We start from the raw sequence: 17,972 nt of genomic DNA on the forward strand, positions 1-17,972 counted from the left end.
GGTTTGACCGGGGCCACTTGAAACGCATTTAACTTGATGCAACGCCCCGAAGCGCCAATACTTGGCCCATACAACTCGGGAGTTCATTGATGCGACTGAAATTGCTTACATTGTTTCTTGGCACCGCCGGGGCCCTGGCGGCGTGCGGCCCTGCACCCACCCCCCAACAACAGGCCGCCCGACAGCACGAGATCGCCTGCCTGAGTGGTACCATAGGCGGCGCTCTGATCGGTGGAGTGATCGGCAATCAATTTGGCGGTGGTTCAGGCAAGACCATCCTGACGGCGGCGGGCGCCGCTGCGGGTGGCGTGTCTGGCGAACGTTACGCGTGCTGAGGAGATTTGAGATGAAACGAGTATTGATTATCACCACCGTATTCGTGATGGCTGCTGCTGCAAACGCCGAGACCGTCGCAGAACTGCACGAGGCCGAGTTGAATAACATCGACACCAACAATGACGGCTTCCTGTCCAAGGACGAATTCAACGCCTTCTCGGACTATGCATTTCAGGCAATGGACGAAGACAAGAACGGCACTCTGGGCCTGAGCGAAGCAAAACCGTTCTTGGATATCAAACAGTTCGAAGCCGTTGACCGGGATGGCGACAGTCTTATCTCAAAGGCAGAGTATGTCAGCCAGATGCAGAACGATTTTGACGCTGCGGATAAGGATGGCAACGGTCTCTTAGATTAAACGCCAACTTGGTTGGCAGGAGCTTGTCATGATTAAATGGATCTGCCTCGGTAGCCTGGTGGCTTTGGCCGCATGTGACGTACAGCAATCCCCGGTGATCAGCGGCCCTGATGGTCAGGTGCAGATTCAGATCAATACCAGCGGTCTGACCTGCTATGAAAATCGGTGTCTCGACATCAATCCGTCGGCCCGCAGCGTGCGGTCCGTCGGCACCCGTACGATCAGAATTCCGGGCAATATCAATGTCAGCGACGGCACGATAACCCCGGCAGAATTCAAGCAGCTGGGAACGGCAACATTGCTGGCCGGTGGTACGGGTTCACGCGGAGACCGTTAGCAGGCTGTCCATCTTACGCGCCAGCTTGGCGTCTTGTGCAGACAGACCGCCAACATCATGGGTCGACAGGACCACCTCGACCGTGCGGTAGACATTCGACCATTCGGGGTGGTGGTTCCATTTCTCGGCCCAGATCGCCACCTGCGTCATCCAGCCAAAGGCGGCGACAAAATTATCGAAGATGAAGGTCTTGGTGATCGCATCGCGGTCTTCGACCATGGTCCAGCCATTTCTGAACAGCGGGTCCAGCAGCGGGCCGCGGGTCTCGGTTGACAGAAGTTCGGTCATTGCTGTTCCTCCGGGTTCGATTTCCTGAACGGACCAAAATCCGTCAGAATCTCGATCTCTTCTCCCACTGCGTGGGACTCGGCGTCCAGATATTTCTGAACCGCATCAGCAAAACCCGGATCGCCAACCCAGTGCAAGCTATGCGTGCGGGTTGGCAGATAGCCTCGCGCCAGCTTGTGCTCGCCCTGCGCACCGGCCTCAACCCGCGCCAGACCTTCCGCAATGGCAAAGTCGATCGCCCTATAATAACACAGTTCGAAATGCAGGCAGGGGTGATGTTCGACACAGCCCCAATACCGGCCATACAGCGTTTCCCGCCCGACAAAATTTAACGCACCGGCGACGGGGTATCCATTGCGTTCGGCCAGCACCAAGGCGATGTCATCCGTCATAGTTTCCTGAGCGATATCAAAGAATTGTCGCGTCAGGTAGGGTGAGCCCCATTTTCGCGCGCCGGTATCCTGATAGAACCGCCAGAACGCGTCCCAATGCTCGGGTCGCAGATCATCGCCGGTGATTGTTCGAATCTGCCCACCGAAATCACAGGCCTGCGTGCGTTCCTTCTTGATATTCTTGCGTTTGCGCGAGGACAGCGCAGCCAGAAACTCGTCAAAATCGGCGTAATCATCATTGAGCCAGTGAAACTGCTGCGAGTGACGCACCATCAGGCCCATCTGTTCCCCTGCCAGCGCCTCGGCCTCGGTACAGAAGGTCGCGTGCAGGGAAGAAATTCGATTCTCGGCGGCCAGTTGCACCGCTCCTTGCACCAGCGCCGAGATCCCGACAGCATCGTAGCCGGGTCGCACCAAAAAACGCCTGCCAGTCGCGGGTGTGAAGGGCACCGCGATCTGCAGCTTGGGATAATATCGCCCGCCCGCGCTTTCATAGGCATGAGCCCAGCTATGGTCGAAGATGTATTCACCCTGGGAGTGCGACTTGGCAAACATCGGGGCTGCCGCAATCAGCATCCCGTCCAGATAGGCTGTCAGGTATTGCGGCTGCCAGCCAGTACCACGCCCGACCGAGCCGCTTTCTTCCAGGGCATGCAAAAACCGATGTGTCGTGAACGGATCAAGCGGTCGCCCGCCATCGGCAACCTCAGGGCAGGCGCAACTGTCCCAGTCGCTCGCGGAAATCTGCGAGACCGATGTCAGAACCCGAACCTCAATCTGTGCCTGATCCATATCCCCTCCGCGCTGCACCTTTATCTGTGATCGCGCGCGCCGGGATCAAGCGGGATGTTCGGCCAGATAGCCTTCGAACGTAACATTATCGGCAACCTTGCGTGCCTCTGCTTCTTGTTCAAGCGAACGCACGGTCCAGCACAGGATCGGCACACCCTGTGCCTTCAACTCAGCGACCCGGGGGCGGTCAAGATCGATGACTTCATGGCTGATAAAGCTGGCTCCAACGCGGTCGAAATCCGGGATGTTGCGCAGATGATCGCAGACGGCTTGCGGCAGAAGCTCGACCTTGGGCTCATAAGAGCTGGTAACGAGACCGCGCGGCAAATGTGGCGCAAGGCGTGCAATCTCTGCGACTGAATGCGGGTTGAACGACATCAACGCGACCGGGCCTTCATAGTCTTTCAGTGCGCTTACAACATCTGCTTCCAAAGCGCCGATATCGGGGCCCATTGCACCATCTTGATCCTTCAGCTCGATGAGCAAGGGCACCCGTCCTGCAACAATGGCCAGCACCTCTTCGAGCGAGGGGATACCTTCACCGTCAGAATGCAGAAGCGTCTGGGCCCGCGCTTGTGTCTCGGTGATCTGTTGGATCGGTCCGGGCTGCCCGGTCAGACGTGTCATGTCATAGTCGTGAAACACCATGGCCCGATTGTCACGGGTGCGTTGCAGATCAATCTCGACCCCATAACCGGCGTCAATTGCGGCACGAATGGCGGCCCGGCTATTCTCGGGCCGCTGATCAGAAATGTCATGCAGCGCGCGATGTGCTATCGGGCGCTGCAGGAACTCAGACGGAAGGGACGGTTTCATTGAACCTCGAAAATACCCTCGATTTCAACGGCAACACCCAAAGGTAATGAGGCTGCGCTGACGGCCGAGCGCGAATGACGACCGGCGTCGCCCAGCGCTTCGACCAGGAAGTCGGAGGCCCCGTTGATCACCTTCGGCTGTTCTGTGAAATCAGCGGTCGAGTTTACAAAACCGGTCAGCTTGATCACGCGCACCAGCTTGTCGATATCGCCACCACAGGCCGCCTTGACCTGAGCCAACAGGTTGATGGCGCAGACTTTGGCTGCAGCGGCGCCTGCCTCAACATCCATATCATCACCGAGCTTACCAGTGATCAGATCATCCGCCTTGGAGATCTGGCCCGACACGTAGACAATGTTGCCAATGCGCACGAAAGGAACGTAGTTCGCCGCCGGAGCAGGTGCGTCCGACAGGCTGACACCCAGGCTGTCCAGTTTTGCTGCGATGCTCATGTGGATTATCCTCATCTCATAGTGATTCCGCGGACGCTAACCGGGAAAACCTGTTTCCGAAAGCGTGAAAGCGGGATTTTTCCCATTGCCTGCAAACTGGGCAGGTCTTCTCTTATTCAGGAAGTGTTGAATTCGTGTCACTTTACGTCGCCCCATCGGCTGAGGTAAACGCGAGTTGTTGTTTCAAATCCTGCGCGAAACCTCTATGTGAGACCAATTGCGCCACCAAGGGTGCAAAGGCTGTATTGATTGAAGGCCCGGATACCGCTGGGCAATTTTCGGAGTAACGAAGACAGTGCCAAGTTACATTCGTCTGAAGCACCTGATCATATTCGGCATCCTGACGGTCCTATCGGCATGCGCGACGCAGCCTCAGGACGCAGCGGCGCGGGGTGAGATTTTTGACCCCTATGAAGGGACCAACCGGGGCATTCACAAGTTCAATCTGGGTGTGGACCGATTCCTGTTCCGACCGGCCTCGAAAGGCTATGTGAAGATCGTACCAGATCCGATGGTTACCAGTTTCAATCACTTTGCCGAAAACCTGACGATGCCCGGGCAGGCGCTGGACTATCTGCTGCAAGGCAATCTGAAACAGTCCGGCAATGCGCTGCTGCGCTTTCTGATCAACTCGACCGTGGGCGGCTTTGGCCTGTCAGCCCCGGCGGATGAGCTGAACCTGCCGCCTGTTGATACTGATTTCGGCGAAACCCTGCATGTCTGGGGCGTGGGCGAAGGTGCTTATGTGGAACTGCCCTTCTACGGCCCGTCCACCGCGCGCGATGCGGTCGGCGTTGTGGTCAACCTGTTCTCGAATCCGATCAACTTTAGCCCGACCCGCCCGGTCGACAATATTGGTGTCTATGCCGAGGTCGTGCGGCGGATGGGAGATCGCGGTCGGTTCTCGGATACAGTTGATTCGATTCTGTACGAAAGTGCAGACAGTTACGCGCAAGCGCGCACGATCTACCTGCAAAATCGCCGCTTTGAACTGGCAAGGGATGATGAAGACGCCTATTTGGGTCTGTATGACGATCCCTACGCCACCACCGGGACCGACCCTGTCAGAGACCCCTATCTTGACCCGTACGAGGACCCCTATGCCGAATAACCTGTTGAACCGACGCCGTTTTGTGGCCACCGCCCTGACCGGGATGACAGTTGCCGCATTGCCTCTGCCCGCGTTCGCGCTGACCGAAGCGCAGGCCAAACAGCTGGTCAACAGCGTTGTGGCCGATATCACGCGTATCATTGACTCGGGTAAATCCGAAAATGCCATGCTGCGTGATTTTCAAAAGATCTTTGTGCAATACGGTGATGTGCCGATCATGGCCCGCTATGCGCTGGGGGCGGATGCACGCACAGCCTCATCCGCACAGCTGCGTCAGTTCACCAAAGCGTTCGAAGGCTATATTTCGCGCAAATATGGTCGCCGGTTCCGCGAGTTCATCGGCGGTGAGGTCACCGTGCGTAACGCGCGCAAGATCAAGACCGGATACGAGGTCAGAACCTCGGTCAAATTGCGCGGCTCATCCCCGTTCGAAGTGACATTCCTGGTGTCCGACAAATCGGGTCGTGGAAAGTTCTACAACATGTTCATCGAAGGTGTGAATTTGTTGCTGACCGAGCGCACAGAGATTGGCGCAATGCTGGATGCGCGCGGCGGCGACCTGAATCGCCTGATCAAGGATCTGAAAAAGACTGGCTGATCAGAGGTATTATCCTACGCCGGCCACCGCTCGACCCGTTCGCGCGGTGGCTTTTTTGTTCAGGTTGCAGGCTTGCGCGCGATCTGGCTGACATAAGACATGTAGCCAAAAAACGTGTTTGCAGACACCCGCGCCCGGGCCTCGGATTTCAGCGCCTGTGCCGTTTCAGGCGCCAACAACCCGGTCTCGGCCATTCGATCCGCACCACGGTCGATAACGGTCAGAAAGTAAGTCGCCTCTCCTTCGGCCACATAACCGTGTCCCCGGCGACGGCCCAACTCAAAACCTGCTTGAGAGAGTGCACCGCCAATCTGGCGCATGATCCAGAGGTTGGTGACGTTCTGATTGATCATGAACCGAATGAGTTGATCCAGAGGATCAAAATCGGCAATCTGCGCTGTGGCGGTATCGTAGTCCCCATCGCAAATCGCGAATATCCCGCCCGGTTTCAGTATCCGAAAGGCCTCGGAAACCACATCTTCGGGGCCGGGTACATGGCACAACAGTGTATGCGCCAGAACAAGGTCTGCTGAGCTATCTTCAAGCCTGGTTGCCTTTGCATCGCCGGTTTCAAAAACAAGATTGCTCTCGCTGGCGAAGCTGTTTCTCGCACGTTCGACCATAACCGGTGAGGGCTCAATGCCGAGCGCGCGCTCCACCCCGCCAACTGACAGCAGCTCTTGCGTGATGTGCCCGGTGCCTGAACCCAGCTCAACCGCGAACCCGCCCTCAGGGACAATCAAATCACTTAGATAGCTATCCCTGATCTCTTTCTGCGCTGGCTCCAGACACCGCGCTTCCATAGCTTCGGCGATACGCTCTTGGACCGAGGTATCCTGCCCGGCCAGATCGGAATACGGATCGGACATAGCGCGCCTCCCTTCGCTACGTCCCAAGATAGCATATTTCAAATTTACCGGCCAAAACCGACTGTGATTGGTATGGCCCACCCCGGGTTGGTGCGGGCCAACGGCAACTTAATTCAGCCGTTCACCCGTTTCCTTGGCAAAGTAGGACACCTTGCTCATGTCGAACGCCAGGTTCAGCAATTGACCGGCCTGCGCGCTGGTTTCAGCATGCAGCCGCGCCGTGACCTGCTTGCCACCCAATTCCGACACCACATAGGTATCTGCCCCTGCGGGTTCGACCATATCGACCATGCAGGCGGCTTCCTGCACGCCTGCGCCAGCGCGGAACCCCGCCTCGGCGATATCTTCAGGGCGTAGACCAAGGATGACATCCTGCGGCAGAGACAAGACGCGTGCATCGTTCAGAACCAGCGTTTCACCGGATTCGCGCGCGATCGAGATTTGCGTCCCCGAGCCATTGTTCGATGCCTGTGCCGGGATCAGGTTCATCGCAGGTGAGCCCATGAAATCCGCCACAAACAGGTTGGCCGGGTTGTTGTAGATCTCAGCCGGAGTACCGATCTGCTGTACGATCCCGCCTTTCAGCACAACGATCTTGGTGGCCAGCGTCATCGCTTCGATCTGGTCGTGGGTCACGTAGACAATCGATGCATCCAGCGTCTGGTGCAGCTTCTTAATCTCGGTCCGCATCTCGACCCGCAGCTTGGCGTCCAAGTTCGACAGCGGCTCGTCAAACAGGAACAGCTTGGGATCGCGCACCAAGGCCCGGCCCATCGCGACCCGCTGGCGCTGACCACCCGACAATTGGCTGGGGCGGCGGTTCAGCAAAGGCTCGATCTGAAGCAGCGACGCGACCTCTTTCAGCTTGGCCTCTTGCGTGGCCTGATCGACCCCGCGCACCTTCATGCCAAAGGTGATGTTCTTGGCCACCGACATGGTCGGGTACAATGCGTAAGACTGGAACACCATCGCGATGTCGCGGTCCTTGGGGCTGACGTGGGTCATGTCGTTGCCGCCGATGGACAAGGTGCCACCGGTGATTTCCTCAAGCCCTGCAATGCAGTTCAGCAGGGTGGACTTACCGCAGCCCGAGGGGCCAACCAACACCAGGAAGTCGCCCGGTTCGATCGAGATGTTGATGTCTTTCAGAATCTCGGTCGCGCCGTAATTCTTGTAGAGATTGTTGATATCAAGGATGGGAGCCATGGGTCTTATCCCTTCACTGAGCCAGCGGTCAGGCCGCGGATGAAATACTTACCGGCAACGACATAGACGAGCAGCGTCGGCAGCCCCGCGATGATCGCGGCGGCCATGTCGACGTTGTACTCTTTGACGCCGGTGGTGGAGTTTACGATGTTGTTGAGCGCAACAGTCACGGGCTGTGTCCCTGCCTGGCTGAACGACACGCCAAACAGGAAGTCGTTCCAGATCTGCGTGAACTGCCAGATCACAGTCACCACGATGATTGGTAGCGACAGCGGCAGGAAGATCGACCAGAAAATCCGCATGAACCCAGCCCCATCAACCCGCGCCGCCTTGGTCAGCTCGGCCGGAATGGTGACATAGTAGTTGCGGAAGAACAGCGTGGTGAAGCCCAGCCCGTAGATCACATGAACAAAGATCAGGCCCGGAATGGTTCCGGCAATCCCCATCATACCCAGCAGACGTGCCATTGGCAGCAGAACAACTTGGAACGGGATGAAGCAACCGAACAGCATCAGCGAGAAGATGATATTGGCCCCTTTGAACCGCCATTGCGCCACAACATAGCCGTTCAGCGCACCCAGCAGGGTCGACAAAAATACCGCAGGCACCGCGATCAAAACCGAGTTCCAGAAATAGGGTCGCAAACCTTCACACTGGATACCGGTACAAGCGCCGGACCATGCGGTTTTCCAGGCGTCAAAACTGACCTCTCGCGGCAGCGAAATCAGACTGCCGGTGCGGATTTCCTCAAGGCTTTTCAATGATGTCGTCAACATCACGAAGAGCGGCATCAGGTAATACAGTGCAAACAGGCCAAGCAGGACATAAAGCAACCAACGCAGGGCAATCTTGCCCGTAGCGCTTTGGGTGCGGGTTTGTGTTTGGGGCATCGACAGATCAGTCATTTTTCGCCCTCAGCTCTGAGTAAAGATAGGGAACCACGATGGCAAAGACGACCAGCATCATGATCATCGCGGACGAGGCCGCTTGACCAATATCGCCGCGCGAAAAGGCCATGGCATACATGTAAGTAGCGGGCAGATCGGTTGCATAACCCGGACCGCCACCTGTCAGGGCGATGACAAGGTCGAAGCTTTTGATTGCGAGGTGCGCCAGCACGATGAAAGCAGACAGGAAAATCGGGGCCATCGAAGGGATGATGATCGCCGTATAGATGCGCCACGTGGGGATACCATCGACCTGTGCGGCCTTGATGATCTCGCCATCGACCGAACGCAAACCGGCCAAAAACAACGCCATGACGAAGCCGGAACTCTGCCAGATCGCGGCGATCACGATAGTGTAGATCGCATAGTCAGGGTTCACCAGCCAGTCGAATTCGAAATTCGGAAAGCCCCAGCCCTGCACCATGGATTCGATGCCCAGGCCCGGGTTCAAAATCCACTTCCACGCCGTACCGGTCACGATCATCGACAACGCCATCGGGTACAAGTAGATCGTCCGGATCGCGCCTTCGACGCGGATCTTCTGATCCAGCAGGATGGCCAGCAACAGGCCCAGTACCATCGCGATCACGATGAACAGCGCGCCAAAGATATACAGGTTGTTGATCGCCGTATCCCAGCGGGGAGAGTCGAACAGGCGTTCATACTGAATGAAGCCTTTGATCTCGTATTTCGGCAGTAGTTTCGATCGGGTTAGCGACACCCATGCGGTCCATCCGATAAAGCCGTAGACAAAGATCAATACGGCGATGAACGACGGTGCCAGCACCACCTTGGGCAGGTGGTTTTCCAGCCATTCGGACATTTTAGCCTCCGGGGAAAGATGCTCTGCCCCTCACTATAGGGGGCAGAGCGTATTGGATCAGTAGCTGTTTGCTACCGCGTCCGCCAGTTGCTGAACCGCGTCAGCCGAGGACATATCCGAGTTGAAATGTGCGGTTACAACATCCGTAATCGCACCGGCCTGCGACCCGCGCAGCGCCATGCCATGGGCATAAGACGGCAGCAGCGAACCGCCTGCCGAGGTCGAACCCATATCTTCGGCCGAGATTTGCGCGCAGATGTCGAACGCATCCAGCGCCACATCAGTCCGCGCAGGGATCGAGCCCTTGTTCAGGTTGAACACTTCCTGGAATTTCGGCGCGACGATCAGCTTGGCCAGCAATTCCTGACCAGCGCGGTTGTCGTCACCTTCCACTTCGAACATGGCGAAGCTGTCGACGTTGTACAGATATCCGTCGCCGGGGGTCGAGGCACACAGGAAGTCTTCGCCGGGCTTCTTGCCAGCCGCCAGGAATTCGCCTTTGGCCCAGTCACCCATGATCTGGAAAGCTGCTTCGCCATTCATCACCATGGCGGTGGCAAGGTTCCAGTCGCGGCCTGAGAAGTTTTCGTCCACATAACCGCGCAGGGTGCGCATCTGGTCAAAGACCTGCACCATGGTGTCCGAGGTCAGCGCCTCGGGGTCGAGATCGACAAAGGCTTTCTGATAGAACTCGGGGCCACCCAGACCCAGCGCAACCGCTTCGAACACTGTGGCGTCTTGCCATGCCTGGCCACCATGGGCCAAAGGGATCACTCCGGCAGCCTGCAGTTTTTCGGCAGCGGCGTTGAACTCTTCCCATGTTGTGGGCATTTCAATGTCGTTGGCGGCCAGAACGTCAGCATTGGCCCAAATCCAGTCGATGCGGTGCACGTTCACAGGTGCTGCGCACCACGTACCTTCGCACATCATGTGGCCTGCAATCGATGCTGGCAGCACATCGGCCCAGCCTTCGGCTTCTGCCACGGATGAAATGTCTGCCAAAACGCCCTCTTCATACCATTCCTGAATGGCAGGTCCTTTCAGCTGAACAGCAGTCGGCGCGTTACCCGCAAGAACCCGGGCCCGCAGCGCAGTCATGGCCGCATCGCCGCCGCCACCTGCGACCGGCATATCGGTCCATGTGCCGCCGTTCGAGGCGAACTCTTCCTGCAAAACCGCGACCGATTTCGCCTCACCACCGGATGTCCACCAGTGCAGAACTTCGGCCTTTGGTTCAGCCACAACAGCCGACCCGGCCACTACGGCCAATGTCGACACGGTGGCAAATGCAAAACGCTTCATTTTTTGTTCTCCTCCCTGAGAATTCGGTGCCACCCCAAGGGCGGCCATACGCGATATAGCGCTAACGAATTGCTGCATGGCAACGCAGAATGCAGTGCAATATCCTGACAAGGTGGAAATTTTCACCGCTTTTGTTACCCCGTGTTACGTTGGCCTTGAATCCGTTTCCATTCGTTACAATTGGCGGCGACGGAGAACCCTGAGGAGGAGAAACAGAGTGGGCATTCCCCGGCTCCTGGTGGTGGACGACGATTCGGAGATGCGGTCGATGATGACCCAGTTCTTTCAGCAGAACGGGTATATTGCTCTGCCTGCCAGTTCCGAAAGTGAAATACGCACGCATCTAACCTCGGGGCGGATCGACCTGATCCTGTTGGACGTGATGCTGGGCGATGAAAACGGCGTCGAGATCTGTGCCCGGTTGCGGGCCGAACAGGATGTACCGATCATTCTGGTCTCGGCCCTGTCGGCGGATCATCAGCGCATGGCAGGATATGAGGTTGGAGCAGACGATTACATCGCCAAACCATTCAACCCGCAACTGTTGCTGGCCCGCGTCCGTGCGGTGATGCAACGCGCCCGACGCACGCCTTCACTGGCATACCGCCGCCGCACGCGCACCTTTCACTTTGACGGCTGGGTCTTTGACGGCAAACGGGACGAGGTGCATTCGCCCGAAGGCTATCTGGTTTCCCTGTCCCAACGGGAGACCGCCCTGTTGAAGGTTTTGCTGGCGAACCCGCATATTCCGCTGACCCGTGATGAGATCGCCGCAGCACTGGATGTAACCGGTGAGGCCGACAAGCCCGAGGCGCAAGGCCGTGCCATAGATATGCTGGTGGGGCGGTTGCGGTCGAAAATCGAGGCCAACCCGAAAGACCCCCAGATGCTGCGCACCGAGCGCGGTGTTGGCTATCTGTTTACCGCTGACGTTATGGTGGATGAGGACGCATGACCCTGCGCCTGCGCAGTATTGGGTGGCTCTGGACCCTGTCCGCCTTTGTCGCGGGGCTGGTGGCTGCCGGGATGTGGTTCACCTCGGCACAGGCTTGGAACCGGTATCAGACCGCAGCATTTGTTGCCGGTTTCACCATATACGAAGACTTGCGAACGGGGATGGCGCCGCCACCCGGCCTATTGATCAACCCATTGCCAACCGAGGCAGCCGCGCTTGCTGATAGGGGAGCGTTCCAGCAAATGCCCGGCTTTGCGGATCGCCGCTTTGTCACCAATCTGTCGATTCTGACCGACAGTTCAGCCCCCCTGAGTGGCCGCGAATTGACGCTTGCGGTGTTATCGGATCGACTGGTCTATCCGGTTTCAGACATCGTATCTGGCAGCGATCAGACCGGCCCCGAGAAGATGGGGAACCTGACCCGTCTGTTGGCCACATATTGCAGCGAACCTATCCTGATCGCGCAATTCGGGCGCGGAGTCTGGCAGCAAGTCGACGGCACCGAAATCTGGGGCTGTAAGGCTGCGCCGGTTGATCTGCGTTTGCCCGCGATATTGCTGGGAATTGTGTCCTTGGCGGTGCTTCTGACCTCGGTCGGGAATGTTTCTGACAGTTTCGCACGTTTCGCTCAGGCACTAGGCGACCGCCGACGTCGCGGCGGGCCGCAAAGCTATGACGCGGACGGGCCCGAAGAGCTGCGCGATATCGTGACTGCGGTGAATGATCACCTGGATGCCGAACGTGCGCAGCTTGAGAAACGCGCCATTGTACTGTCGGGCGTCAGCCACGATCTGGGGACACCTGCAACCCGCGTCCGGCTGCGTGCGGCGCTGATTCCCGATGGCGAGTTGCGCGAAAAGCTCGAGGCCGACGTGGACCAGATGACCGGCATGATAGAAAGCGTGCTTACTTACACGCGATCGGAACTCAGCGTCGAGGAACCGCGCCAGATATCGCTGACCTCGCTGGTTGAGTCGCTTGTGGCCGATTATCAGGATATGGACCGGCCTGTGTCGTTGAAAGCCGTTGATCCCGTTATCGTCGAAAGTGCGTCGTCTGTTTTCATGTCACGCCGTGGGCATGCGTCGCTGCCGGAAACGCGGCGCATCCTGGTGACGGGTCAGCCCATCGCATTGAAACGAGCTTTGTCCAATCTGATCGATAATGCCCTGAAATACGGTCGTCACGCCGAGGTTGAACTGGAAACCGATGCTCAGACCGCCACGATCGTCGTCGAGGACAAGGGCACCGACCTATCGGTCGCGGATATCGAGGCGCTACTGGCACCGTTCCAGCGCGGATCAAACATCGGATCTTCGGACGGGTTCGGATTGGGCCTGACAATTGTCAGCACCGTTGCCGAACAACATGGCGGAACGCTGAGTTTCGAGGCCGGAGATCAGGGTCTGCGCGCCCGACTACAGATCACACGGCAATAGTCATGGCGCATAGCTGCGCACCAAGGCGCTGGCGATCAAGGCCCAGCCATCAGCGATGACGAAAAACGCCAATTTGAACGGCAGCGAGACTGTAGCCGGGGGCACCATCATCATTCCCATCGACATCAAAACCGCTGCGACAACGAGATCGATTATCAGGAAAGGTAGGAAAATCAGGAACCCGATCTGAAAGGCCCGCGCGATTTCCGACAACATGAAGGACGGCATCAGCACGGATAACGGGGCCTCGGGCGATAGTTGGATCGCAGCATCATCCGGGCGCAGGTCTGCCATGGCCTGAAACGTGTCGACATCAATGCGCGCTGCCATAAAACTGCGAAACGGCACCAGCGCGCGTTCCAGCGCAGGCTCTACGTCAAGCGTTTCCTCGACCATCGGCTGAATCCCGGTCTCCCACGCCTCGGTAAAAACCGGCTCCATGACGAAATAGGTCAGAAACAGCGCCAGACTGACGATCAACATATTTGGCGGTGACTGCTGCAAGCCGATTCCTTGCCGCAGGATCGCCAAAACCGTGATCAAAAACGGGAAACAGGTGATCATGATCGCCAGTCCCGGTGCCAGGCTGAGCACCGTGATCAGCAAAATCAACTGGATGGTCCGGGCCGAGATCGACCCGCCCTCGCCCAGGGACAGCGACAGTTCTTGCGCCGCGCCACCGGAGGGTATGACCAGCAAAAATGCCAACCAAAACAGGTGGCGCATCATCCGATCCCGTTCTGTAGATCTGAGATTTCGGTCAGCCGTACAGCCAGTTGCCCGGCCTGATCGCCCTCCATCTCTTCCAACAGACCGCGCGCGACCAATTGATCCCCGACATAGAGGTCAACCGGATCCTCGATCCGCTTGTCCAGTGTCAGTACGGCATTTTCACCCATGCTCAACAGGTCACGGATCAAAGGCCGCGCACGCCCGACTGAGACGGTGACTTCGATCGGAACAGTCTCGAACGGGTTGGGTTTTTCGGGTTTCGGTGGTTGAGGATCACTCATTTGACAAAGCCTCTTTTGCTTCAAACAGATATGCGTCGAACGCTGCAGCAATGGATGAGAGCAAGGCAGCGCAGTCCACCTCGCGTTGGGCGATCCCCACCTGCAATCGCGCCTGTCCCGGCTGGAGCGAGACATCCTCGATGACCTGGGGACGCGGCGAGATATCCTGCGGCAGCATCGCCTCGACCTGATCCGAAGTGCCCGCCGGAACAGTCAGCTGCAGTGGCTGGCCGACCTGCTCACGCGCCATGTCGCAAATCTGCTCGGTCAATCGCTTCGCAAAGCCATGCTCGATCGTCTCAGGCAGAATAGTCTGAACCAGGCTCTGGAACATCGGTTCCAGCGACAGGGTCATGCGGGTCAATGCTTCTTGATAGGTAAAGGACAGGTCGGATAACGTCACCGACAGATCGGAGCTTAGCTGTGTGCCAGTCTGTTCCTGCGCCTGAACCGCATCTTCCCAGCCCGCCCCATAGCCTTGTTCAAATGCAGCAAGCCGCTGTTCTTCCAGTGCGTCTTCATCCAGTAGATGTACGGCCACCCCAGCCGCAGGGGCAGTGAAGTCTTCAAGAAGATGAGCGATCGACATCACACCTTCTCCCCGCCTTCTTCAAGCCAGCTGCGCAGGATCTCAACCGTCTCTTCCTGCTTGTCGCCGATCATGGCGCGCAAACGGTCAACGGGATCCTCGCCGCGGGCAGCGGCAATCGCCGGAACACTCGGCTGCGCCGCATCCGCGAGCGGTGCAAAGTCCTGCACATCTGCGGTCGCAATTTCCCCGGTCAGGGAAGGCGCTGGGGCGACCTCGACTGGTGCACCTGCTGGCAGCAGCGCCGATGCTGCAGATTTCGTCAGAATTGGCCGTATGACAAACAGACCCAAAACAAGGGAAACCAGCGCCAAAACCACCATCTGGATTAGCGACATAGCGTCGATATGCATGTTCTGCCAGATCGACCCGGACACCAACTCGCCCTGGGGTTCAACCATGGGCAAGTCGAGCGATTTCAGTGTGATGACGTCGCCGCGTTCAGCATCAAACCCGACCGCAGAAGCCACAAGCTCTTGCAGTGCATCAAGCTCGGGCTGCGGCATGGGTTCAAAAATCTCGACGCCATCTGTACCTGCCGCTCGAACACCATTGACCAGCACCGCGACAGTCAGACGTTTGATCGCACCTGGCGCGCGATGAACTTCCAACTCGGTCTCTGACACCTCATAATTCACCCGTTCGCGGGTCTGAGTGGCATTCGAATTGGATTCATCGCCTCCTGCCCCGTCGCCATCCGGCAGATTCGACGCCACTGTCACATCCGCCGACTGATTACGCGCACTGTCCGACCGTTCTTCAACATCCGTGCTGATCGCAACACGGCCTTTGGGGTCAAAGCGACGTTCCCGGATAGACTCGGTTTCGGTCACCGTATCTACGCTGACCTCAACCACCGCGTTGCCGACCCCGACCCGGGCTTCGATCAGACGTAGAACTTTCTCACGCAATTGGCGCGCCTTATCATCTGCAGTATCGGCTGCCACCGCCGTGTCCTGCGCGCCAATCACGGCCCCGTTTGAATCAATCACAGTGACGTTTTCCGGTGCCAGCCCGCTAACCGCCGACGCCACTAAAAACCGGATCGCCTTTGCCTGATCTCCGTTAATCGGTGCACCCGACGGGACCAGATAAACCGAAGCGGTTGGTGCTATGCTGCGCTGAAACGGGTTGGAGGAGCTGTTGGCGATGTGCACCCGGGCCTTGCTGACATGCGGGCTGCCCACGATCGTGCGCGCCAGCTCCCCTTCTTTTGCGCGCCAATAGGCGGCATCAAACATCTGCGACGTAGTGCCAAAGCCGCTGAGCGAATCCAGCAGTTCGTAACCGCGATTGCCGTTCGCAGGCAGGCCCTCGCTGGCCAAAGTCATCCGCAACTCATCCCGCTGAACGCCGGGGACGTAGATCGAGCCACCCCTTATTTCATAGGTCACACCAAGCTGGTCCAGCGCCCGCACGATATCCCCTGCCGCACCGCTTTCGAGCCCCGCATAAAGCAGCGTCATCGACGGCGCTGTCACAATCCGTGACATCGCAAGCACACCCAGAAACACCAGTGCCACGGCACCGGCCACGATAATTTGTTTGCGCCTGTCCAAACTTGCCCAGACAGTTCCGATCTGCTGCACGCTTACCTCCGACTCACCGACATTCTGTGCGGCTCTGCCCTTGTTTGGACGATTGCCCTTAACAATCGGTTAGTCCCTGAGGGGTTATGACGGTTGCCGAACAGATTCATGAGGACGGCATGACCGACGCAACTGCAGATGAGGCGGAAGCCCCTAAAAAATCAGGGAAAAAAGGCTTTCTGCTTGGGCTGATTCTGGCTATCGCGGGCGGTGTTGGCGGCTATTTCATAACTGCATCCGGCCTGCTTCCCATAGGTGGGTCCGAGATGGTGAAAGAGGCCAAAAAGAAAGGCGAAGACGCTTCCGTAAAGGCACTTCCCGATGTGAAATTTGTCGATCTTCCGCCGGTGATAATCTCGGTCAAGTCAGATGATTCGCGACATTTGAAATTTCACGCGCAGCTTGAAGTGAACGCGGGCTACGCCGCCGAGGTTGAAAAGATGCAGCCGCGAATCATGGACGTTCTGAACAGCTATTTGCGCGCCTTTGAGTTAACCGATCTGGAAGATTCTCTGGCTTTGATGAGGATCCGCGGACATCTGCTACGACGCATTGGGATCGTCGTGGGCGAAGGCCGTGTGCGTGACGTTCTGGTCATGGAATTTGTACTGAATTAGGAGGCGATGGTGGAGTTGATTGCCGATATTCTTCTGGTTGCGGGCGCTCTTGGGGCTGGTCTGTATTGTTTCGTTCTGTCGCGACGCCTGAAGCGGTTTACCGATCTTGAGAAGGGTGTGGGTGGCGCCGTTTCCGTGCTGTCCTCGCAAGCAGAAGAGTTGCGAAAATCGCTGGATAGCGCGCGTCAGGCTTCGGATGATTCCGGCACCGCGTTGCAGACGCTGACCGAACGGGCGGAAACCGTCGCACAACGGTTGGAGCTTATGATGGCCTCGATGCACGATGTCGTTCAGGAAGAGCCCTCTGAGCCGGACGTTCCCATGGATCAGCCAGATGACGCACCTGCTCAGGACAGGTCTGAGCAGCCCGGCGAAGCACAAGAAACTGCATCCGATCCGTCTGGTGAACCAACTGAGGTCTCGACTGAGCCATCGGACACGCCACAAGAGCCGCCCGCAAAGAAACCAGAAGGCCTGATGTTTTTTCGGCACGCCGCTCCATCTGGCGGAGCAGCGAAATGAGTCGCAACCGGGCAAAAGCGCCTGATCGCCGAGCGCGGGGCGGTGTTCTGACCGTCATTTCCTTGCTGATGGTCGGCTCTGCGATTATTCGCATCGGGCTTGAGGCCGGGCCTGCACTTGCCCGCGGCGCAGAACCAAACATGGCCTCGCCGGTCGATGGTGAACGCAAAGAGGCGAATGCGGCAGATCTACAATTGCTGCTTACGGAACTATTGCGCCGTGAAAAGACTCTAAACCAGCGTGAAAGCACGATTTTGGACCGGGAACGGGCGCTCGACATTGCCGATCAGGCCATCGAAACCCGGCTCACCATGCTGGAGGACGCCGAGAACACTCTGCGTGAAACGGTGGCGATTGCCGAAAAGGCCGCCGAAAACGATCTGACACAACTGACTGACGTGTATCAGAGCATGAAGCCCAAAGATGCCGCCGCGTTGTTCGAAACGATGGACGCGGTATTCGCCGCTGGCTTCCTGTCTCGCATGCCACCGGAAGCTGCCGCTGAAGTTATGGCCGGTCTCAGCCCCGAGGCTGCTTACACCATCAGCCTGATCATGGCCGGGCGCAATGCACGTGCCCCACAGGAATGACCCTCATGGCCATATCTATCTGCACCCTCAA

Annotated in this window: 23 protein-coding genes; 10 read left to right on the plus strand and 13 right to left on the minus strand. The window is 57.8% G+C overall.

Features of this window, described 5'->3' with window-relative positions:
* Positions 1-89 precede the first annotated feature (89 nt).
* From ACR0KC_RS11275 to ACR0KC_RS11285, 3 genes are read left to right on the plus strand one after another with little or no spacing between them, the layout of a single operon-like run.
* Entirely contained in the window at positions 90-335 is a 246-nt protein-coding gene (locus ACR0KC_RS11275) for a glycine zipper 2TM domain-containing protein (RefSeq protein ID WP_170394802.1), read from the plus strand.
* Between the two features lie 11 nt (positions 336-346).
* Positions 347-694 (plus strand): penta-EF hand family protein, encoded by a 348-nt coding sequence (locus ACR0KC_RS11280; RefSeq protein ID WP_170626752.1) that lies wholly within the window; start codon positions 347-349, stop codon positions 692-694.
* A 28-nt stretch (positions 695-722) separates the two neighbouring features.
* Positions 723-1,031 carry a hypothetical protein gene (locus ACR0KC_RS11285; protein WP_480771853.1) on the plus strand — a complete coding sequence of 103 codons (309 nt, stop codon included), beginning with the start codon at positions 723-725 and terminating at the stop codon, positions 1,029-1,031.
* Here ACR0KC_RS11285 and ACR0KC_RS11290 read toward each other — a convergent pair.
* Genes ACR0KC_RS11290 through ACR0KC_RS11305 form a run of 4 tightly spaced genes read right to left on the minus strand, consistent with a single transcriptional unit; the run spans position 1,014 to position 3,771 of the window.
* Positions 1,014-1,319, minus strand: coding sequence for a 4a-hydroxytetrahydrobiopterin dehydratase (locus tag ACR0KC_RS11290; protein ID WP_170394812.1), 306 nt, complete (start codon positions 1,317-1,319; stop codon positions 1,014-1,016). The two genes, ACR0KC_RS11285 and ACR0KC_RS11290, sit on opposite strands and share 18 nt — an antisense overlap.
* Entirely contained in the window at positions 1,316-2,503 is a 1,188-nt protein-coding gene (locus tag ACR0KC_RS11295) for a GNAT family N-acetyltransferase (RefSeq protein ID WP_480771854.1), read from the minus strand. The genes ACR0KC_RS11290 and ACR0KC_RS11295 overlap by 4 nt, the downstream gene beginning before the upstream one ends.
* Before the next feature lie 45 nt (positions 2,504-2,548).
* Complete coding sequence (locus tag ACR0KC_RS11300) at positions 2,549-3,319, minus strand: glycerophosphodiester phosphodiesterase family protein (protein ID WP_170515125.1); 771 nt, start codon at positions 3,317-3,319, stop codon at positions 2,549-2,551.
* Positions 3,316-3,771 (minus strand): RidA family protein, encoded by a 456-nt coding sequence (locus ACR0KC_RS11305; protein WP_170394820.1) that lies wholly within the window; start codon positions 3,769-3,771, stop codon positions 3,316-3,318. The genes ACR0KC_RS11300 and ACR0KC_RS11305 overlap by 4 nt, the downstream gene beginning before the upstream one ends.
* A gap of 295 nt (positions 3,772-4,066) precedes the next feature.
* On the opposite strand from ACR0KC_RS11305, the gene ACR0KC_RS11310 reads away from it, so the two are divergent.
* The gene (locus tag ACR0KC_RS11310; RefSeq protein WP_170408533.1) at positions 4,067-4,882 is read left to right on the plus strand and encodes an MlaA family lipoprotein; all 816 of its coding nucleotides are present in this window, start codon (positions 4,067-4,069) and stop codon (positions 4,880-4,882) included.
* The gene (locus ACR0KC_RS11315) at positions 4,872-5,480 is read left to right on the plus strand and encodes an MlaC/ttg2D family ABC transporter substrate-binding protein (protein WP_170408534.1); all 609 of its coding nucleotides are present in this window, start codon (positions 4,872-4,874) and stop codon (positions 5,478-5,480) included. Before ACR0KC_RS11310 ends, ACR0KC_RS11315 begins: the two co-directional genes overlap by 11 nt.
* 59 nt (positions 5,481-5,539) lie before the next feature.
* Here ACR0KC_RS11315 and ACR0KC_RS11320 read toward each other — a convergent pair whose 3' ends face one another.
* From ACR0KC_RS11320 to ACR0KC_RS11340, 5 genes are all read right to left on the minus strand, one after another.
* Positions 5,540-6,349, minus strand: coding sequence for a methyltransferase domain-containing protein (locus tag ACR0KC_RS11320; RefSeq protein ID WP_170636568.1), 810 nt, complete (start codon positions 6,347-6,349; stop codon positions 5,540-5,542).
* 108 nt (positions 6,350-6,457) lie between these two features.
* Positions 6,458-7,555, minus strand: coding sequence for an ABC transporter ATP-binding protein (locus ACR0KC_RS11325; RefSeq protein ID WP_480771855.1), 1,098 nt, complete (start codon positions 7,553-7,555; stop codon positions 6,458-6,460).
* 5 nt (positions 7,556-7,560) lie between these two features.
* Positions 7,561-8,460, minus strand: a complete 900-nt coding sequence (locus ACR0KC_RS11330) for a carbohydrate ABC transporter permease (protein ID WP_170408537.1) — start codon at positions 8,458-8,460, stop codon at positions 7,561-7,563.
* Entirely contained in the window at positions 8,453-9,325 is an 873-nt protein-coding gene (locus ACR0KC_RS11335; protein ID WP_039543053.1) for a carbohydrate ABC transporter permease, read from the minus strand. Before ACR0KC_RS11335 ends, ACR0KC_RS11330 begins: the two co-directional genes overlap by 8 nt.
* A gap of 57 nt (positions 9,326-9,382) precedes the next feature.
* On the minus strand, positions 9,383-10,627 hold the full coding sequence (locus ACR0KC_RS11340; RefSeq protein WP_170514081.1) for an ABC transporter substrate-binding protein: 1,245 nt from the start codon (positions 10,625-10,627) through the stop codon (positions 9,383-9,385).
* A 217-nt stretch (positions 10,628-10,844) separates the two neighbouring features.
* On the opposite strand from ACR0KC_RS11340, the gene ACR0KC_RS11345 reads away from it, so the two are divergent.
* Positions 10,845-11,582 carry a response regulator transcription factor gene (locus tag ACR0KC_RS11345; protein ID WP_170408540.1) on the plus strand — a complete coding sequence of 246 codons (738 nt, stop codon included), beginning with the start codon at positions 10,845-10,847 and terminating at the stop codon, positions 11,580-11,582.
* Positions 11,579-13,021: a sensor histidine kinase gene (locus tag ACR0KC_RS11350; protein WP_480706514.1), complete on the plus strand. Its 1,443-nt coding sequence runs from the start codon at positions 11,579-11,581 to the stop codon at positions 13,019-13,021. The genes ACR0KC_RS11345 and ACR0KC_RS11350 overlap by 4 nt, the downstream gene beginning before the upstream one ends.
* On the opposite strand, the gene fliP is transcribed toward ACR0KC_RS11350, so the two are convergent.
* The 4 genes from fliP to fliF are packed head-to-tail and all read right to left on the minus strand — an operon-like array spanning position 13,022 to position 16,212.
* A complete protein-coding gene (gene fliP / locus ACR0KC_RS11355) occupies positions 13,022-13,750 on the minus strand; it encodes a flagellar type III secretion system pore protein FliP (protein ID WP_480706516.1) in 729 nt (242 codons plus the stop codon).
* Positions 13,747-14,034 (minus strand): FliM/FliN family flagellar motor switch protein, encoded by a 288-nt coding sequence (locus ACR0KC_RS11360; protein ID WP_170566901.1) that lies wholly within the window; start codon positions 14,032-14,034, stop codon positions 13,747-13,749. Before ACR0KC_RS11360 ends, fliP begins: the two co-directional genes overlap by 4 nt.
* On the minus strand, positions 14,027-14,623 hold the full coding sequence (locus tag ACR0KC_RS11365) for an ABC transporter ATP-binding protein (protein WP_480706520.1): 597 nt from the start codon (positions 14,621-14,623) through the stop codon (positions 14,027-14,029). Before ACR0KC_RS11365 ends, ACR0KC_RS11360 begins: the two co-directional genes overlap by 8 nt.
* A complete protein-coding gene (gene fliF / locus ACR0KC_RS11370; RefSeq protein ID WP_480706522.1) occupies positions 14,623-16,212 on the minus strand; it encodes a flagellar basal-body MS-ring/collar protein FliF in 1,590 nt (529 codons plus the stop codon). The genes ACR0KC_RS11365 and fliF overlap by 1 nt, the downstream gene beginning before the upstream one ends.
* A gap of 119 nt (positions 16,213-16,331) precedes the next feature.
* Here fliF and ACR0KC_RS11375 point away from each other — a divergent pair, with 119 nt between their 5' ends.
* Genes ACR0KC_RS11375 through ACR0KC_RS11385 form a run of 3 tightly spaced genes read left to right on the plus strand, consistent with a single transcriptional unit; the run spans position 16,332 to position 17,941 of the window.
* On the plus strand, positions 16,332-16,829 hold the full coding sequence (locus tag ACR0KC_RS11375; RefSeq protein ID WP_480771856.1) for a flagellar basal body-associated FliL family protein: 498 nt from the start codon (positions 16,332-16,334) through the stop codon (positions 16,827-16,829).
* 9 nt (positions 16,830-16,838) lie between these two features.
* Entirely contained in the window at positions 16,839-17,351 is a 513-nt protein-coding gene (locus ACR0KC_RS11380; RefSeq protein WP_480706524.1) for a hypothetical protein, read from the plus strand.
* Positions 17,348-17,941, plus strand: coding sequence for a MotE family protein (locus ACR0KC_RS11385; protein WP_480771857.1), 594 nt, complete (start codon positions 17,348-17,350; stop codon positions 17,939-17,941). Before ACR0KC_RS11380 ends, ACR0KC_RS11385 begins: the two co-directional genes overlap by 4 nt.
* Positions 17,942-17,972: the final 31 nt, after the last annotated feature.

It is taken from the genome of Ruegeria sp. CF3 (assembly GCF_056537365.1).

Excerpts from the sequence above, each read along its gene's own strand:
- ACR0KC_RS11325 (WP_480771855.1), bottom strand. The coding sequence starts at position 7,555 with ATGGCTCCCATCCTTGATATCAACAATCTCTACAAGAATTACGGCGCG.
- fliP (WP_480706516.1), bottom strand. The coding sequence starts at position 13,750 with ATGATGCGCCACCTGTTTTGGTTGGCATTTTTGCTGGTCATACCCTCC.
- ACR0KC_RS11300 (WP_170515125.1), bottom strand. The coding sequence starts at position 3,319 with ATGAAACCGTCCCTTCCGTCTGAGTTCCTGCAGCGCCCGATAGCACAT.
- ACR0KC_RS11290 (WP_170394812.1), bottom strand. The coding sequence starts at position 1,319 with ATGACCGAACTTCTGTCAACCGAGACCCGCGGCCCGCTGCTGGACCCG.
- ACR0KC_RS11285 (WP_480771853.1), top strand. The coding sequence starts at position 723 with ATGATTAAATGGATCTGCCTCGGTAGCCTGGTGGCTTTGGCCGCATGT.
- ACR0KC_RS11315 (WP_170408534.1), top strand. The coding sequence starts at position 4,872 with ATGCCGAATAACCTGTTGAACCGACGCCGTTTTGTGGCCACCGCCCTG.
- ACR0KC_RS11375 (WP_480771856.1), top strand. The coding sequence starts at position 16,332 with ATGACCGACGCAACTGCAGATGAGGCGGAAGCCCCTAAAAAATCAGGG.
- ACR0KC_RS11330 (WP_170408537.1), bottom strand. The coding sequence starts at position 8,460 with ATGACTGATCTGTCGATGCCCCAAACACAAACCCGCACCCAAAGCGCT.
- ACR0KC_RS11385 (WP_480771857.1), top strand. The coding sequence starts at position 17,348 with ATGAGTCGCAACCGGGCAAAAGCGCCTGATCGCCGAGCGCGGGGCGGT.
- ACR0KC_RS11280 (WP_170626752.1), top strand. The coding sequence starts at position 347 with ATGAAACGAGTATTGATTATCACCACCGTATTCGTGATGGCTGCTGCT.
- ACR0KC_RS11365 (WP_480706520.1), bottom strand. The coding sequence starts at position 14,623 with ATGTCGATCGCTCATCTTCTTGAAGACTTCACTGCCCCTGCGGCTGGG.
- ACR0KC_RS11335 (WP_039543053.1), bottom strand. The coding sequence starts at position 9,325 with ATGTCCGAATGGCTGGAAAACCACCTGCCCAAGGTGGTGCTGGCACCG.
- ACR0KC_RS11360 (WP_170566901.1), bottom strand. The coding sequence starts at position 14,034 with ATGAGTGATCCTCAACCACCGAAACCCGAAAAACCCAACCCGTTCGAG.
- ACR0KC_RS11320 (WP_170636568.1), bottom strand. The coding sequence starts at position 6,349 with ATGTCCGATCCGTATTCCGATCTGGCCGGGCAGGATACCTCGGTCCAA.
- ACR0KC_RS11350 (WP_480706514.1), top strand. The coding sequence starts at position 11,579 with ATGACCCTGCGCCTGCGCAGTATTGGGTGGCTCTGGACCCTGTCCGCC.
- ACR0KC_RS11340 (WP_170514081.1), bottom strand. The coding sequence starts at position 10,627 with ATGAAGCGTTTTGCATTTGCCACCGTGTCGACATTGGCCGTAGTGGCC.
- ACR0KC_RS11295 (WP_480771854.1), bottom strand. The coding sequence starts at position 2,503 with ATGGATCAGGCACAGATTGAGGTTCGGGTTCTGACATCGGTCTCGCAG.
- ACR0KC_RS11305 (WP_170394820.1), bottom strand. The coding sequence starts at position 3,771 with ATGAGCATCGCAGCAAAACTGGACAGCCTGGGTGTCAGCCTGTCGGAC.
- ACR0KC_RS11275 (WP_170394802.1), top strand. The coding sequence starts at position 90 with ATGCGACTGAAATTGCTTACATTGTTTCTTGGCACCGCCGGGGCCCTG.